Annotated in this window: 14 protein-coding genes; 4 read left to right on the top strand and 10 right to left on the bottom strand. The window is 66.8% G+C overall.

Features of this window, described 5'->3' with window-relative positions; genetic code table 11:
• The first annotated feature begins 7 nt into the window (after positions 1-7).
• The gene (locus DOS48_RS21235; RefSeq protein ID WP_127117642.1) at positions 8-895 is read left to right on the top strand and encodes a DMT family transporter; all 888 of its coding nucleotides are present in this window, start codon (positions 8-10) and stop codon (positions 893-895) included.
• Positions 896-987: 92 nt separating this feature from the next.
• The gene (locus DOS48_RS21230; RefSeq protein WP_127117641.1) at positions 988-2,562 is read left to right on the top strand and encodes a GAF domain-containing sensor histidine kinase; all 1,575 of its coding nucleotides are present in this window, start codon (positions 988-990) and stop codon (positions 2,560-2,562) included.
• Positions 2,563-2,592: 30 nt separating this feature from the next.
• Here the strand turns inward: DOS48_RS21230 and DOS48_RS21225 are convergent, their stop codons facing one another.
• Positions 2,593-3,090, bottom strand: a complete 498-nt coding sequence (locus DOS48_RS21225; RefSeq protein WP_127117640.1) for an SRPBCC family protein — start codon at positions 3,088-3,090, stop codon at positions 2,593-2,595.
• 110 nt (positions 3,091-3,200) lie between these two features.
• On the opposite strand from DOS48_RS21225, the gene DOS48_RS21220 reads away from it, so the two are divergent.
• Positions 3,201-4,127, top strand: coding sequence for a DNA-3-methyladenine glycosylase (locus DOS48_RS21220; RefSeq protein WP_127117639.1), 927 nt, complete (start codon positions 3,201-3,203; stop codon positions 4,125-4,127).
• 101 nt (positions 4,128-4,228) lie between these two features.
• Here DOS48_RS21220 and DOS48_RS21215 read toward each other — a convergent pair whose 3' ends face one another.
• The 5 genes from DOS48_RS21215 to DOS48_RS21195 form a co-directional block, all read right to left on the bottom strand.
• Positions 4,229-4,462 carry a UPF0058 family protein gene (locus DOS48_RS21215; protein ID WP_127117638.1) on the bottom strand — a complete coding sequence of 78 codons (234 nt, stop codon included), beginning with the start codon at positions 4,460-4,462 and terminating at the stop codon, positions 4,229-4,231.
• A gap of 213 nt (positions 4,463-4,675) precedes the next feature.
• Positions 4,676-4,855, bottom strand: a complete 180-nt coding sequence (locus tag DOS48_RS21210; RefSeq protein ID WP_127117637.1) for a hypothetical protein — start codon at positions 4,853-4,855, stop codon at positions 4,676-4,678.
• A gap of 91 nt (positions 4,856-4,946) precedes the next feature.
• The gene (locus tag DOS48_RS21205) at positions 4,947-5,936 is read right to left on the bottom strand and encodes a transcription initiation factor IIB family protein (RefSeq protein ID WP_127117636.1); all 990 of its coding nucleotides are present in this window, start codon (positions 5,934-5,936) and stop codon (positions 4,947-4,949) included.
• Positions 5,937-6,187: 251 nt separating this feature from the next.
• Entirely contained in the window at positions 6,188-6,496 is a 309-nt protein-coding gene (locus DOS48_RS21200) for a hypothetical protein (RefSeq protein WP_127117635.1), read from the bottom strand.
• A 93-nt stretch (positions 6,497-6,589) separates the two neighbouring features.
• Positions 6,590-6,871, bottom strand: a complete 282-nt coding sequence (locus DOS48_RS21195) for a winged helix-turn-helix domain-containing protein (protein WP_127117634.1) — start codon at positions 6,869-6,871, stop codon at positions 6,590-6,592.
• A gap of 115 nt (positions 6,872-6,986) precedes the next feature.
• Between DOS48_RS21195 and DOS48_RS21190 the strand changes: the two genes are divergently transcribed.
• Entirely contained in the window at positions 6,987-7,199 is a 213-nt protein-coding gene (locus DOS48_RS21190; RefSeq protein ID WP_127117633.1) for a PLDc N-terminal domain-containing protein, read from the top strand.
• 19 nt (positions 7,200-7,218) lie between these two features.
• Here DOS48_RS21190 and DOS48_RS21185 read toward each other — a convergent pair whose 3' ends face one another.
• From DOS48_RS21185 to malA, 4 genes are all read right to left on the bottom strand, one after another.
• Positions 7,219-8,250, bottom strand: coding sequence for a sodium:calcium antiporter (locus tag DOS48_RS21185; RefSeq protein WP_127117632.1), 1,032 nt, complete (start codon positions 8,248-8,250; stop codon positions 7,219-7,221).
• A 4-nt stretch (positions 8,251-8,254) separates the two neighbouring features.
• Positions 8,255-9,745: a 4-alpha-glucanotransferase gene (malQ, locus tag DOS48_RS21180; protein WP_127117631.1), complete on the bottom strand. Its 1,491-nt coding sequence runs from the start codon at positions 9,743-9,745 to the stop codon at positions 8,255-8,257.
• An 88-nt stretch (positions 9,746-9,833) separates the two neighbouring features.
• Entirely contained in the window at positions 9,834-12,380 is a 2,547-nt protein-coding gene (gghA, locus tag DOS48_RS21175; RefSeq protein ID WP_127117630.1) for a glucosylglycerol hydrolase, read from the bottom strand.
• Complete coding sequence (gene malA / locus DOS48_RS21170) at positions 12,377-14,434, bottom strand: alpha-amylase MalA (protein ID WP_127117629.1); 2,058 nt, start codon at positions 14,432-14,434, stop codon at positions 12,377-12,379. The genes gghA and malA overlap by 4 nt, the downstream gene beginning before the upstream one ends.
• Positions 14,435-14,463 lie beyond the last annotated feature (29 nt).

The raw sequence follows: 14,463 nt of genomic DNA, 5'->3' as shown, positions 1-14,463 counted from the left end.
AGAACGAATGGCGGACGCCCCCCGTGTCTCACCGATCATCGGACTCGTTGTCGCGGTGACCGCAGTGAGTAGCGGGGCGATTCTCGTCCGGCTTAGCGGGGCGCCGAGCTCGATTGCTGCGTTCTACCGCGTACTGTTTACGACCGTTCCGCTAGCGCCCATCGCAGTCTGGCGGTATCGGACGCAACTCGCAGCTATCACGCGCCGCGACCTCGGATTCGCGACGCTGTCCGGCGTGGCGCTCGCGTTGCACTTCGCCGCGTGGTTCGAGAGTCTCGCGTGGACGAGCGTCGCAGCGAGCGTGACGCTCGTCCAGGCCCAACCGGTGTTCGTCGCCCTCGGCGCGTGGCTGCTCTTACGCGAGCGAGTGACGACTCGGATGGCCGTCGGGATCGCGATCGCCGTCGCTGGCATGGTGGCGATGTCACTCGGCGACCTGCTCGGAGGCGTGCTGGTGGGCCCGAGACCGATATACGGCAACGGGCTGGCGCTCTTCGGTGCCGTGATGGCCGCCGGATACGTACTCGCGGGTCGCTCGATTCGCCAACGGGTCGCGCTCGTTCCGTACGTGGTAGTCGTCTATGGGATCTGTACGCTCTCGCTTCTCGCGATCGTCCTACTCGAGGGCCACAGTCTAACGGGCTATCCGCCGACCGAGTGGGCGCTTTTCCTCGGCCTCGCCGTGGGGCCGGGATTGCTGGGCCACACCGTCGTCAACTGGGCGCTCGCCCACCTCGAATCGAGCGTCGTCTCCGTGTCGCTACTCGGAGAACCGGTCGGCGCGACGCTCCTCGCGTTCGTGTTCCTCTCGGAAGCGCCAACGCTCGCGACGCTCGTCGGCGGGGCGGTCGTCCTCGGCGGAATCACGCTCACCGCGACCGGACGCGGGACGTAACCGGTCGACGAGGAGGCGCCTCAGGGGAGAGAAATTCTCGAAGCCGATATTTACGGATGAACCTTCAAATGGCGGCAGCGAAGTGATTCTGTATGCATCGGCGCTCCGCTGTAACCTACGTCGGAGCCGACCCGGAGACGCGAGCGCGCGTGTCGCGTGCGGTAGACGCGGCGTGGGATGGGTCTCGGATTCCCGATTTCCATCCGGTAGAGCCGGAACGGCTACTAACCGCCGCAGACGACCCGGACGACCGGCTCCTTGCCGGAACCGCCGGTATCGTTACAGCGGCTAGTGCGCTCGCAGATTCGGCCGTCGCCGATCGTCTCACAGAAACACCGGACCGCATCCCAGTCATCGTTCTTCTTGAAGGCGTTACGGTCGAATCGTTCCGGCTCGCGGTCCGGGCGGACGCCGACGATGTCGTCGCGGACCCTGACGCTGCGAGCGACCCCCTCGCCGATCGGTTAGCCGCGGTGATAGAACCGGAACAGGTTCGGTTCGGGTCGGACGACGCAAACAGACTCCGTGAAGTCCTGTTAGACTCCGGCTCGACGCTAATGAGCACGCGGTCCGACGAGGTGGACACGAAGATCAGCTGGACGATGGAAAACGTCGGGGAAACCGCCGAACTGGACCGGATCGTCTGTTACCTCCGTGACTCCGACGTGGAGGCGTTCGACCCGTCGTACGCGTGGTGTCCCGACGGGTGTGACCCTCACGTCCGGTCACTCGCCGAGTTTCCGGACGGGGACCGCCTCTCGACGTTCGAGAACGTCGTTCACTCGTCGTCCCCGGCGGAGTCGTCTCCCTGGTCGGCCGCCGAGAGTCGCGAGGCACGCGAGCGGGAGACCGAGCCGCCGGCGACCGTCCACGTGCCTCTCGTCGCCGACTGGGATCTGGTCGGAGTGCTGGCCTTCGAGACCGACGCGTGGCGCGTGTGGACCGACGAGGAGGTCGCCCTCTACCGGACGTTCGCCGATCTCATCGCCTACACCATCGCGCGCAACGACCGTCGACTGGAACTGCGTCGGCGGACGGAACAGCTCGAGCAGTTCAGCGCCGTCGTCTCACACGATCTCAGAAACCCGCTCAACGTGCTCTCGGGCTACCTGGAGATGGTCGAAAGCGAGGTGTCGCCGTCGACGTACGAGCCGATGGATCGTGCGGTGACGCGGATGGAGACGCTTATCGACAACCTCCTCATGTTAGCCAGACGCGGGGAGACGATCGGTGAGACCGAACCGACCTCGGTCGTCGCCGTCGCCGAAGAGGCGTGGCAGACGATCCGCGCGCCGGACGCGACCCTGACGATCGAAGACGACATCGGAAGCGTCCGTGCCGACCCGATCCGCTTCCGACAGGTGTTCGAGAACCTCTTCAGAAACGCTATCGACCACGTCGGCCCCAGCGTCGCCATCGAGATCGGGACGCGAGCCGGCGACTCCGGTGCCGGAATGTACGTCGCCGACGACGGACCAGGGATCGAGCCCGACGTACGCGACTCGCTTTTCGACCCTGGGTTTTCGACCGCCGACAGTTCGGGTATCGGCCTCGCTATCGTCGAACGGATCGTGGACGCACACGGCTGGGACGTCAACGTCAAGAACGACGACGGAGCGGTGTTCGAACTCGACTTCGAGACGGAAGCCGCGGTTTCTCCGGCCTAAGGGCGGACCGTCCCGGCGCCGCCGGCGGATCTACGATTCGAACCGATCGACGGTCCGGCGGTGCCGGTCTCGGAACATACCCTCGAAGCCGACCTTCGCGAACGGTCCCGCCGCGTCGCCCAGCGGACCGAGCGGAAGTCGGTACGCGACGGTATCGACGAGCAGCGTCTCCTCGCCGTCGGCGTAAAACGCGTGTGTGTGTTCCCACGTCCGGAACGGCCCGCCGGACATCTCGTCGACGAACTGAGCGCGGCCGTCCGGCTGACGCTCTCCGTCGGGAACGCGCTCGGTGATCACCGAAGTCCAGCGTTGGCGCGGGCCGACGCCGAACGGCCGCATCGACATCTCGATCCGCGACCCCTCGACGAGGGTCTCCGGATCTACCGCTCCGTCTGGCCCTCTGACCTCCGGAATCTGCAGGTTCATCCACGCGGGCGTGAGTTCACGGAGGCCGTCGATCGTGGAGTGAAACGCCCACACCTCGTCGAGCGGGGCTGGTACGCGGGTCGTCCGGCGATACGTTGGCATACGATTTATACGGTGGCGAGGGGCAAAAACCCCCCTTCGACGGCGATTTGCGGAGCCCACGTCGGTCCCCACCGAAACCCGCATACGCTCGCGGCCCCGCTTGAAGCGTAATGGAACACGGCGCGATCGACATCGCGGATCTGGCCGGCCCGTTCGACCTGCAGGCGACCGTCGAGAGCGGCCAAAGTTACCTCTGGAATCGCGCCGACGGCAAGACGTACGAGGACCTACACGCTCACGGCGGCGACGCGTGGTACGAGACCGTCGTCGACCCGATACCCGGCGTGACCGACGAGCGGATGCCGGTCAGGGTACGACAAACGGGCGGCGTCCACGACGGGACGCTTCACTGGCAGTCGTCGGACGACGTGGTACCCCTCTTGACGCACCTGTTCCGCCTCGACGACGACCTCGATGCGATCCTCGATGCGACCCCCGACCTCCCGCTCCTCGAACGGGCGTACGACGCCTACGAGGGGATGCGGCTCACGCGCGATCCGGTGTTCCCGTGTCTCATCTCGTTTATTTGCTCGGCACAGATGCGCGTCGCGCGAATCCACGGGATGCAGCGCCGCCTCCGAGAGACCTACGGCGACACCCTAACGCTCGACGGGAACGAGTACCGTGCGTTCCCGACACCGGATCAACTCGCGTCACGGACGGAAGAGGAACTCCGCGACCTCTCCTTAGGGTACCGCGCGCCGTACGTCCGCCGGAGCGCGGAGATGGTCGCCTCCGGCGAGGCACACCCCGCGGAGGCGGCGGACCTCCCCTACGAGGAGGCGCGCGAGTCGCTGACGCGGTTCGTGGGCGTCGGCGAGAAGGTCGCGGACTGCGTGCTGTTGTTCTCGCTCGGGTTCCTCGAAGCCGTCCCGCTCGACACCTGGATACGAACGACGATAGAGGAGTACTACCCGGAGTGTGAGGGCGGGAACTACACCGAGACGTCGCGCGCGATCCGCGAGCGGTTTGGGGGTGAGTTTGCGGGCTACGCTCAGACGTACGTCTTCTACTATCTCCGTGCCGGCGGCGAGTAGAGTGAGTGCGGCGACCGTCCACGCCGCGTTCTCACACGCAACGCGGTCGACGGCGTCGTCACTCGGCGAGTAACGGTCAGCGGGAGACAGCGGCGAAGTTCTCAGTCTGCGGTCGGGGCCAGCGGCTCCGACTCGGACTCGTCCATCGGCTCGGTGATTCCTTCAGTCAGTTTAAAAACAGCGGCTTTGTGGTCGGTTTTCGACTTGTGAATCGATGTCGGTTTGACGCCGAGTTCTTCGTAGGCGTCCAGGTCAATGTCTTCGTTCCAGAACTCGCACTGTTTTCGTACTTCTGCGAGGAGGCCGTGAAGATGGATGAGCTCCTGCTTCTTCATGAGTACCCGTTCTTTGCTACCGGAGGTTTATATTATTATCCTGAGCCACGTTACCATGGCTAACCACGAGTTCCCGGTTCTGAGGGCGGAAACGGCTACTTTTGCGTTAACGATCGGGAAGAATCCGCTCGTTCGTGACGGCGGGTCGACTGACGGTTGGTAAAAACAGCGGGTCGTCGGCCTCACGCGTCTTACTCACGCGCGGTCGCCGCGCTACTGGAACTGTTTGACGGCTTCAAGATCGCGTTCGGTCCGCATGAACTCCGTCAGGCGACGCGTCGCGTGACAGTCGGGACAGCTAAAATTCGAGCGCAGTTCCTGTAGGTCTGCGGGATTTGCTTGCCACTCCTTGGTACACTCTGGACAGACGAGTCTGACGAACGCATCCACCATACCCCGGTGTACACTCGCGTAGGTTAAAAACGTACGTGACTGTATGACAAACACGTCGCGTCACGGCGCGGTGCCGACGAATGACCGTCTTCTAGGCGGTCAGCTCCTCGCTCGCTTCGAGGAGCTCCTTGTAGCGGTTCCGGATGGTCACTTCCGAGATGTCGGCGACGTCGCTGACCTCGCTTTGGGTCACTTTCTCGTTCGAGAGCAGCGCGGCCGCGTACACGGCAGAGGCGGCGAGTCCGACCGGAGACTTCCCGCTCGTGATCCCGGCTTCCTTCGCGCTGTCGAGGAGTTCGTGGGCGACGCGCTGGGTCTCCTCCGATAAGTCGAGCCGCGACACGAATCGGGGGACGTAACTGCCGGGGTCGGCGGGCTGGATCTCTAATTTGAGCTCTCGGATCACGTACCGGTACGTCCGGGTGAGTTCCATCTTGTCGACCCGCGAGACCGCGGTGAACTCGTCGAGGCTTCGGGGGTTACCGACCTGTCGGGCGGCGGCGTACAGCGCCGCCGTCGCGACGCCCTCGATGGACCGGCCCGGAAGCAGGTTCTCGCTCAGTGCCCGACGATAGATGACGCTGGCTGTCTCGCGGACGTTGTCCGGGAGGCCGAGCGCCGAGGCCATCCGATCGATCTCGCCGAGCGCCTGTTTCAGGTTGCGCTCCTTCGAGTCGCGGGTGCGGAACCGTTCGTTCCAGGTCCGCAGCCGCTGCATTCGCTGGCGCTGACGGCTTGAAAGCGACTTCCCGTAGGCGTCTTTGTTCTGCCAGCCGATGTTCGTCGAGAGCCCCTTGTCGTGCATCATGTTCGTCGTCGGAGCGCCGACGCGGGATTTGCTGTCGCGCTCGCTCGAATCGAACGCCCGCCACTCCGGCCCGCGGTCGATCCCGTCCTGCTCGACGACGAGGCCGCAGTCGTCACAGACCGTCTCGCCGTGTTCCGTGTCGGTCACGAGGTTGCCTTCACACTCGGGACAGACCGTGCGCTGTTCGTCTCCCGACTCCTGTTCGCTGGTCGTCTCGGTCGATCGGTCCCGCTCCGCCTCGCTGTCGTAGCCGCGTATGTGTGTTTCAGTCATGGTGTTCATGGTGTCGTCACCGATCGAACTCCCGACAGAAATACTGGCGCCGGGCTCGCCGATTAGTTAACAAATAGTAAGTTACGAGAGTATATATATGTTGTGTTATTTCTCAACAATGATATCGTCAATAGCCGTGAGAGCCACTCGAGAAGCCTCGGTGGGTATCTGCGCGATTTTCAGCGGCTTCGATTTTTCGCGCCGATTTCCGTAGAGGTATATAAATAGTCGTGTCGAGGACCTCCCGGCGGTCAGTCCCACGTGATCCACACGAGGAAGATCAGTCCCGCCGTCTGTAGCACGTGAAGCGCCATCATCGCGCGCCACGCGGTCGGCGAGACCGCCTCCGAGGCGAACCACGCGGACAACATCGGGTCGACGAGGTAGATGTACAGCGCAAACGCGTTCTCGCCGAGCAGAAAGACGCCGAACATGGCCAGTCCGAGCGCGTGCTTCGAGCGGAACTGCGCGTAGTTCCGCCCCCACACCCAGACGAGCGCGAGGAGCAAGACGACGTTGACTCCGACCGCGACCCGTGCAACGTCGAACCAGAGACTCATCGTACACCTGCTATCGACGGTGCCGATATAACGGCTTTCCCAAATTCCTTCCGAATACCACCCGCAATGCGGGGGCTTCGTCCCGTCGGCCCGTCAGTCGTCATCTGTTTGCTCCATGATCGTCTCGATTGTGTCCCAGTGGTGGCGCGCTCGGTCGGTCGGGAGGTAGACGGCGCCGTACTCGTCCCCGCTGCGCTCTACCACGTCGTTGTCCATCAGCACGTCGAGGTGATGACGGACCGTTTTGTAATCCAGTTCGAGGTCCTCGGCAAGTTGGTTCGCGTTCCGCGGGCGCTCGTCGAGCGCTCGCAGCAACCGGACGCGATTCGCTCCGCCTCGCGTGCCGGTTAACACGTACCAGAGTGCCGCTTCCATCGTACTTGTGTCGTCGCCACGCAACCTAACTCCACCGCCTCACCACGTGGTGGACCGGACGTGATCGCCGCAATCAACCAAAAGCACTTATTTTTCGCCGCTGTCGGTATCGACGATGTCCCCGTTCCTGCTACAGGGAGGTGCCGGCGCGCTCTTCTTGGTAATCGGCCTCCTCATACTGATCGTACAGCTCGGTATCATCGTCTGGATCTACTCCGACGCCCAACACCGGAGCGACCAACCGGCGTTCCTGTGGGCGCTCGTCGCGTTCTTCGCGCCGCTTCTCGGCCTCGTCTTGTACGTGCTTCTCGGCCGCAACCAATACTGAGTCGCTGCCTGCTCCATATTTAAATACCCCGGAGAGACGACGTCACGCCGACCGTCTCCGCGACGACCCACGCGACGAACAGGAGATACGAGATCAACAGGACCCCTGACTCTCGGCTCGTGAGCGTGAGGTCCGTCCGGAGCGCCGCGAACAACACCACGGTCGCGGCGGTGAGGACGCCGAACATGGGGACGGCAGTCGAGAAGTTCACCTCGACGTTTCCGACGATCAACACCCCGACCGGGATCGCGACCAGCAGGTCGAACGTGTTCGACCCGAGGACGTTCCCGAGGCTCGTCCCGCCCCGCCCTTCGCGGGCCGTGCGCACGCTCACGAGCGTGTCCGGGAGGCTCGTCGCCGCCGCAACCACGGTGATACCGGCGAGGAACTCCGGGACGCCGAACGTCGCCCCGAGCGACTCGACCGACCCGACCAGCCGCTCGACGGCGACGCCGATAACGAGCAGGCCCCCGGCGAGTTTCCCCCACTCGCGGCGAACGTCGATCCCGTCGCGGATCCGGTCTATGGCGGCGTCGCCGACGTCTTGGTACTGAATGAACAGGTAGAGCCCGTACAGGCCCAGCGGGATGGCGGCGACGGGCCGGGTCAACTCACCCACGATCGGGGTCGAGGAGACCGGATAGTAGATGACCGCGAGCGAGAAGGTGACGACCAGCGCCGACACCGCGATCATGTAGAACTGTGCTTCCTTGTAGACGATCTCGCGGCTGGCCTCTAACGGGCGCTCCGAACTGAGCCCGGACAGGCCGGGGATCACGAGCACGTTGAAGATCGCGGAGCCGACGAGCGCGCCGACACCCATATCGAAGACGCCGGTGGCGGCCGTGACGACGACGCTCGCGAACTCCGGAAAACTCGACCCGACGGCGACGACGACCGACCCCTGAACGACGGCCGGGAGCCCGTAGTACCCCGAGAGCGTCTCTGCGGACTCTTCGAGCCAACTGCTCCCGATCCAGATCGCGCCGGTCGCGACGACGATCACGGCCGCGTGGAGCGCCGTGGCCGTCGAGACGAGCCCGCCACCCATCGGACTATCTCACGTGTCGGCCGGCGAGTTCGAACAGTCGGTCGGCGATGTCGTCGTCGAGCGCCTCTCGGCGGACGCGCCACTCCCAGTTGCCGTCGAGCGTTCCCGGCTCGTTGAACCGCGCCTCGCTCCCACGACCGAGCAGGTCCGGCAGGGTCGTCATCGCCAGCACGGCCCCCGAGGCCCACACCTCGTCGATGATCTCCCACTCGGGGGCGCGGTCGCCGTCGGCACCGACGTTGAAGCGGAAACAGTCGCGCTGGCGTTCGGGGAGCGACTCGAAGTAGCCGACCCACGTGTTCGTGTCGTGCGTGGCCGTGTAGCCGACGACGCCCTCCGGGTAGTGCATGGGCTGATACTGGTCTCCTTCCGCACACCAGTCGGCGTACTGCGGCACGCGCATGCCGGGAAAGCCGAACTCCGCCATCAGTTCGTTCATCGCCGGCTCCTCGAAGCCGAGGTCCTCCGCGATGAAGGGGGCCTGCCCTAACTCACGCTCGACGGTCTCGAACAGCGCGCGGCCGGGGCCGTCACACCACTCGCCCGCGGCCGGATCGTCGGCGTCGGCGGGGATCGCCCAGTACTTGACGAACCCGAGGAAGTGGTCGAGCCGAGCCACGTCGGCGAGGTCGAAGAGCCGGCGGAACCGGTCGATCCACCAGTCGTAGTCGCGCTCGGCGAGCCGATCCCAGTCGTAGACGGGGTTGCCCCATCGCTGGCCGTCGTCGCCGGGGTTCGGCGGCACGCCCGCGACCGCGGTGGGGCGGTTCCCCTCGTCGAGCCGGAACGCCTCGGGGTTCGCCCACACGTCGGCGGAGTCGAGCGCGACGTATATGGGCACGTCACCCACGATCGACACGCCCTCGTCGTCGGCGACCGACCGCAACTCGCGCCACTGGCGGTCGAACACCCACTGCACGAACTCGCGGAACCGGATCTCGCCTGCGTGTCGCTCGCGTGCGTCGGCGAGTGCGTCCGGCTCGCGGGTCCGGAGCGGGTCAGGCCAGTCGACCCATGTGGCCTCGTCTCGTTCCGCCGACAGCGCACGGAAGAGCGCGTAATCGTCGAGCCACGACTCGCGCTCGCAGAAGGCGTCGAAGTCGGGGGCCGCGTCGCCGGCGCCGGCCTCGTCGAACCGCTCGAACGCGGTCCGCAAAAGCGGTTCTTTGTACCCGCGGACCGCCTCGTAGTCCACGCGGTCGCTCGGGAAGTCGGGGGCGGGCGTGAGATCGGACTCGTCGAGCCAGCCGTCGTCGACGAGGCCGTCGAGGTCGATCAAGAGCGGATTGCCGGCGAACGCGGAGGGGGACTGGTAGGGGGACTCCCCGGCGGCGCCTATCGTCGGCCCGAGCGGGCAGATCTGCCAGTGGCCGACATCGGCGTCGCCGAGAAACGAGAGGAACTCGCGTGCGCCGTCACCGAGGTCGCCGATACCGTGTCGTCCTGGAAGCGAGGTGACGTGACAGAACACGCCGCCGGAACGGTCGAGTCGCATGGCTCCTCCTGTGACCCCCACCGACTCAAGCGTTGTGACCGGGTGGCGGCTCCGGTGCGTCTCGGCCCCGTGACCGCATCAGTCGTCGTCAGTCGTCGCGAGATTCCGCGCGCCACACGACCGCGTCTGCGGTTTCGAGCCTGACGGGACCGGCGTCGTCGCCGACTTCGACCGCCGTGTCGGGGCCCGCGAGCGCGACGGTCCAGTCGCGTGCCGCTCCGTGTTCGTCTCCGAGACCGAGGTCGTCGCGGACGCCGGTCGGCGACACCTCCACGGGCGTTCCCTCGACGTTGCAGGCGATCAGCAGCGACTCGCCGCCGTCCGGGTCGCGTCTGAGGGCCTGATACACCACGGTCCCCTCGGTCGGGTGCCGATACCCGAACGCCTCGCCGCGACCGTCGTCGATGTCGTCCCGGAGCCACGGCCGGGCCTGCCGGAACTCGCGGACGCGGCGGTCGAACGCGGTCCGCGCGTCGTCCTGCTCGTCTTCCCACCGATCCAAGACGAGGTACTCCGCCACGTCAGCGCTCCACGCGAACGAGAACGCCTGGAGGTCGGCGGCGGTAATGTCGCTGTCGGCGGTCGACAGCGGCGTCCCCTGTACGGACAGCAGTTCAGCGATCATGTCGAGGTCGTACCCGGTCGCGTCGATGAGCGCAGCGAGTTTGGTGACGAATCCCTTGAGTTCCGCGCGCGTCTCGAACCCGAGTCCTTTCAGCCGGGGGAACGCGTCGCCGCCGGCGAACGACCCCTCCGGGACGTGCCAGTCGATCCACGGCGCCTCCTCGGCGACGACCTTCACGTTCCACGTCGGGTCGGTGTCCCGGACGAATCCCCAAGGCGCGCGGTAGTTCGCGTGCAGGAAGTCCATCGGGACGCCCGGCATCGCGACGTGGAACCAGACGAGCGCCGCGGGGCTGTCGTACGCCTCGCGGATCGTCTCCGGCGGCGAGTCGGCGAGGTACGGGTTGATAAGCGCCCCGCCCCAGTCGTCGGTCACCTCGACCTGCGACCCGCGCCGGAGCGTGTCGTGGTTCGCGACGCCGGTGATCCACTGGCTCCCCATCTCGCCGACCTCGCGCATGCGCCACCACTTCGTCGCCCAGAACGTGAGCAGCGCGGGCTTGTTGTGCGCGAACGTCACCGGCGACCACTGGAACGCGTGGGGGTGCTGGTCGATCAGCGTCCGGTACGTCGACGCGAGCTCCCAGTCCTCCCGGGGCCACGGTCGCCCGTCCTCGTAGATCATCCACGGTCTGTACTCGGTCCCGGCGACCTCGTGTGTCACCCGGTCCATCTCCGCGAGGAACGCGTCGTCGTGGACCTGCTCGCCGGTCTCCTCGTCGTGGTACGTGAAGTCCTGTGCGCCGTCGATCCGGATCCCGTCCGCGCCGAAGTTCGCCTTCCGGCGCTGCAGTTCGAGCAGTATCGCGCGCACCACGGGCTGACGGTAGTCCAGGTGGAGCCCGTACATCCCCGGCCCCTCGAAGAAGGGGTCCGGGAGCAGCCCCGAAGCGCCCTCGTCGGCGTGGCCGAGCGCGACGTCGAAGACGACCCGAACGGGGTCGGGCATCGCGTGGCAGGCGGCGATGAAGTCGACGAGCTCGTCGGGGCGTCCCGTCTCCAGTATCGCGGGATTCGCGGCCGAAAAGGCGCTCACGACCACGTCGTACCCCCAGTTCGTCTGGTCCGGTCGCTCGACGCCGACGGTGACGCGCTCCGCGGCGCGCTCGCGGTCGAGCGCCCCGTCCGGGGTCTCGCTTTGGGCCCCGCCGGGGCGCCAGTACCACTGCTCGCCGTACGCCTGCGTGAGCGGCTCGACCGGCATCAACTGGACCGCGTCGTAGCCGGCGTAGTTCCGTTCGTGGGGGGCGAGCGGCTCGTCGCCGCGGAGCTTCTCCCCGATCGCTTCGAAGCGCTCCGCGAGTGCCCCGAGCGACCCTCGATCGGTCGACGTGCCGGGATGGATCTCGAGCATGCTCGTCGCGGGGTCGACCCGCGGGAGCCCGTCGTCTTCGGTCGTCGGGAGCGCCTCGTCGTCACCCCCGAACGAGGCGAAGTGGTCGCGGTCCGCGCGAGTGGCGTTGAGACGCGGCCAGTCGTACGCCTCCGCGGGCGCGAACGCCCCGAACGGGACCGACCGGGCGAGCGGGTCCCGCACCGTCTCCCACTCGCCGTCCGGAGTTCGGTAAATCAACTGATAGAGCGCACCGAGCCGGTCTCTGGTCCCGACCGGGAGTCCCTCGACGGCGACCCAGTGGAACTCGTCGTCGCGCGCGACGGGGACTCGGTCGACGCGGAACTCGACGTCCCGAAGGTCGTCGCAACCGGGGTCGATAGCGCCCGCTGACTCGCTCGCCTCGTCCGCGAGGGGTGTGAACAGCTCGAGCCGCACGTCGTCGAGGGGAACGCCGCGCTCGGTCAGCTCCGGGGTCCAGAAGCCGAACGCGACCCCGTTCGGCGGGTCGGTCGCGGGGTCAGCCTCGTCCGGGCGGATCGGGTGTGCGCCCAGTCGCTCGGCGATGGCTCGGGCGGCACCGAACCGGTCGTCGGCCGCCTCGCGGTCGCGACGCGACTGCTCGACGAGCGCGTCGGTCGCGTCCCGGAGCCGGCCGGGCGCCTCTCTCCCGCTCATTGCTCCCCCGCGCGGACGATGGCGACGTCAGACACGCGAATCCGTTCGGTCCCCTCGCCGTCGACGACCACGCACGACTCGTCGGTCACGAGGTCTCGGGTCGCGTGGTCCGCGTCGACCGCGACGCTCGCCGTCTCGGGCGCGAAGTTGAGGACGACCACCAGCGACTCCTCGTCCGTGTCGCGCCGGAACGCCACCACGTCGTCGGGGTGAACGTCGCCGCTTGCGACGACCGGCTGCTCTGAGAGGTCGCCGCTCGCGACGTGGTAGCCGACGCGCTCTAAGTCGCCCTCGGGGCCGAGCGCGGGGTGAGCGGCCCGGACCGCGAGCAGTCGCTCGTAGCGCTCACGGACCCCCTCGCGGGCGTGGTCCCACGCGATCGCGTCGCGTCGCCCGCGCTGTCCGATCTCCTGGCCCGCGTAGATCATCGGAACGCCGGGGAGCGTGACGATGGCCGCGCCCGCCGCGGCCGCCGCGGCGTCGCCGCACTCGACGCGGTAGCGCGTCTCGTCGTGGTTCTCGATGTACTGGAGGAACTCCGCGTGGTCCGGGAAGCCGATCTCGGTGCGCTTGTCGATCGCATCGACCACCGAGGCCGCGGGGTCGACGCCCCGCCCGATCTGCCGGAGTTGGAAGTACAGCGTCGCGTCGAAGTGAACGTCGAACATCCCCTCGTGGAAGCCGGGGATGTACGGGATCGTCTCGTCCATCAGCAGGAACTCCCGATCGATGTCTTTCACGCGGTCGCGGAGCTCCCGCCAGAACGAGTCCGGCACGGCCCAGGCCATGTCACACCGGAACCCGTCCACGAGCGGCGCCCACTCGTCTATCACGTCGAGGAGGAAGCGCCGAACGTCCAGGTTCTTGTGATTTAAGTTCGCGATCAGTTCCCAGTCGAAGTACGTGCCCGGCTCCCCGGACTCTTGCCACTCGTAGTGATCTCGGTACGGCGATTCGGGGTTCTGATACGCGTCCTCGAACCACTCGTGGTCGCGCGCGGTGTGGTTGGCGACGAAGTCGAACAGGACTCGCATGTCGTGTTCGTGGGCCGTCTCGACTAACGCCTCGTAGTCGTCGCGGTCGCCGAGGTCCGGCGCCACGTCGAAGAAGTCGGTGATGTTGTACCCGTGCGGCTTGCCGTCGTGTTCGAGGACCGGCGTGAGCCACAGCGTGTCGACGCCCATGTCGGCGATCGCCGGAATCCGGTCTGCGATAGCCGCGAACGTGTCGCCCTCCGCCTCGTCGGCGAAGGTCCGGACGTACACCTCGTAGACGGTCGCGTCTTTGGTCCACGCCGGCGGGTCGTTGAGGCGAACCGTCTCGAACTCGGCCGGCGTCGGCCCCTCGACTTCTGCCGCGTCGCGGTCCCGTTCGATAGCGACCGCGTCGGCGACGCTCACTCGCGGCTCCTGTCCGGGCTCCGCCGCCACTGCGGCCCCGTGAACCCGGAGTCGGTCCGGAACTGCGGAGACCGGAACCCGAAGCTCTCGGCCGTCAGCGACGGTTCGGAGCGCGTCTCGCGGGTTCGTCTGCCCCGATTCGATCGCGGCCGCCACGTCTCGGTCGTCGACGACGAAGGACACGCGCAGGTCGTCGGCGTCGAGCGCGGAGCCGGGATTCGGCGCCGGCGTCGCGCGGACGACGACCTCGTCTTCGCCCGCGTCCGCCCGCTCGACGCTCGCGTCGAGCCTGACTCGCGGGCGCCCGACGCCGGCGTCGCCCTGCGTCTCGGCGTATCCCACCGGCGCGTCGTCGGCGATGCGGTTGCGGATCGCCGTCCCGCTGCCGCCCTCGACGTCGACGCCCTCGTAGCTGGAGGGGAACGCACGAATCGTCAGGAGGTGGTCGCCGTCCGGCGCGTCGAGCCCAATGTGGTACCGACCCGGCTCGTCCGGCGTGAACTGGGTTACCGGCTCGCTGCCGACCGTCGCCTCGCTGTTCGGTGGCGCGTCGACGACGCGCCACGCGTACGATCCGCCGGGGTCTGGATCTCTCGGCGCCAACTCTGTCGTCTCTCCTGTCGAGAGAAATCGCGGGGGTCCTGGATGATGCATATGCTCTTCATTAACACCCTGGGTCTTTG

The sequence above is a fragment of the Halorubrum sp. PV6 genome (assembly GCF_003990725.2).
Lineage (GTDB): Archaea > Halobacteriota > Halobacteria > Halobacteriales > Haloferacaceae > Halorubrum.
The sequence above is the reverse complement of the archived record's forward strand: the minus strand, read 5'-3'. Positions and strand labels throughout refer to the sequence as shown.

Coding starts and splice junctions, on each gene's coding strand:
- DOS48_RS21235 (WP_127117642.1), top strand. CDS start 8: ATGGCGGACGCCCCCCGTGTCTCACCGATCATCGGACTCGTTGTCGCG.
- DOS48_RS21230 (WP_127117641.1), top strand. CDS start 988: ATGCATCGGCGCTCCGCTGTAACCTACGTCGGAGCCGACCCGGAGACG.
- DOS48_RS21225 (WP_127117640.1), bottom strand. CDS start 3,090: ATGCCAACGTATCGCCGGACGACCCGCGTACCAGCCCCGCTCGACGAG.
- DOS48_RS21220 (WP_127117639.1), top strand. CDS start 3,201: ATGGAACACGGCGCGATCGACATCGCGGATCTGGCCGGCCCGTTCGAC.
- DOS48_RS21215 (WP_127117638.1), bottom strand. CDS start 4,462: ATGAAGAAGCAGGAGCTCATCCATCTTCACGGCCTCCTCGCAGAAGTA.
- DOS48_RS21210 (WP_127117637.1), bottom strand. CDS start 4,855: ATGGTGGATGCGTTCGTCAGACTCGTCTGTCCAGAGTGTACCAAGGAG.
- DOS48_RS21205 (WP_127117636.1), bottom strand. CDS start 5,936: ATGACTGAAACACACATACGCGGCTACGACAGCGAGGCGGAGCGGGAC.
- DOS48_RS21200 (WP_127117635.1), bottom strand. CDS start 6,496: ATGAGTCTCTGGTTCGACGTTGCACGGGTCGCGGTCGGAGTCAACGTC.
- DOS48_RS21195 (WP_127117634.1), bottom strand. CDS start 6,871: ATGGAAGCGGCACTCTGGTACGTGTTAACCGGCACGCGAGGCGGAGCG.
- DOS48_RS21190 (WP_127117633.1), top strand. CDS start 6,987: ATGTCCCCGTTCCTGCTACAGGGAGGTGCCGGCGCGCTCTTCTTGGTA.
- DOS48_RS21185 (WP_127117632.1), bottom strand. CDS start 8,250: ATGGGTGGCGGGCTCGTCTCGACGGCCACGGCGCTCCACGCGGCCGTG.
- malQ (WP_127117631.1), bottom strand. CDS start 9,745: ATGCGACTCGACCGTTCCGGCGGCGTGTTCTGTCACGTCACCTCGCTT.
- gghA (WP_127117630.1), bottom strand. CDS start 12,380: ATGAGCGGGAGAGAGGCGCCCGGCCGGCTCCGGGACGCGACCGACGCG.
- malA (WP_127117629.1), bottom strand. CDS start 14,434: ATGCATCATCCAGGACCCCCGCGATTTCTCTCGACAGGAGAGACGACA.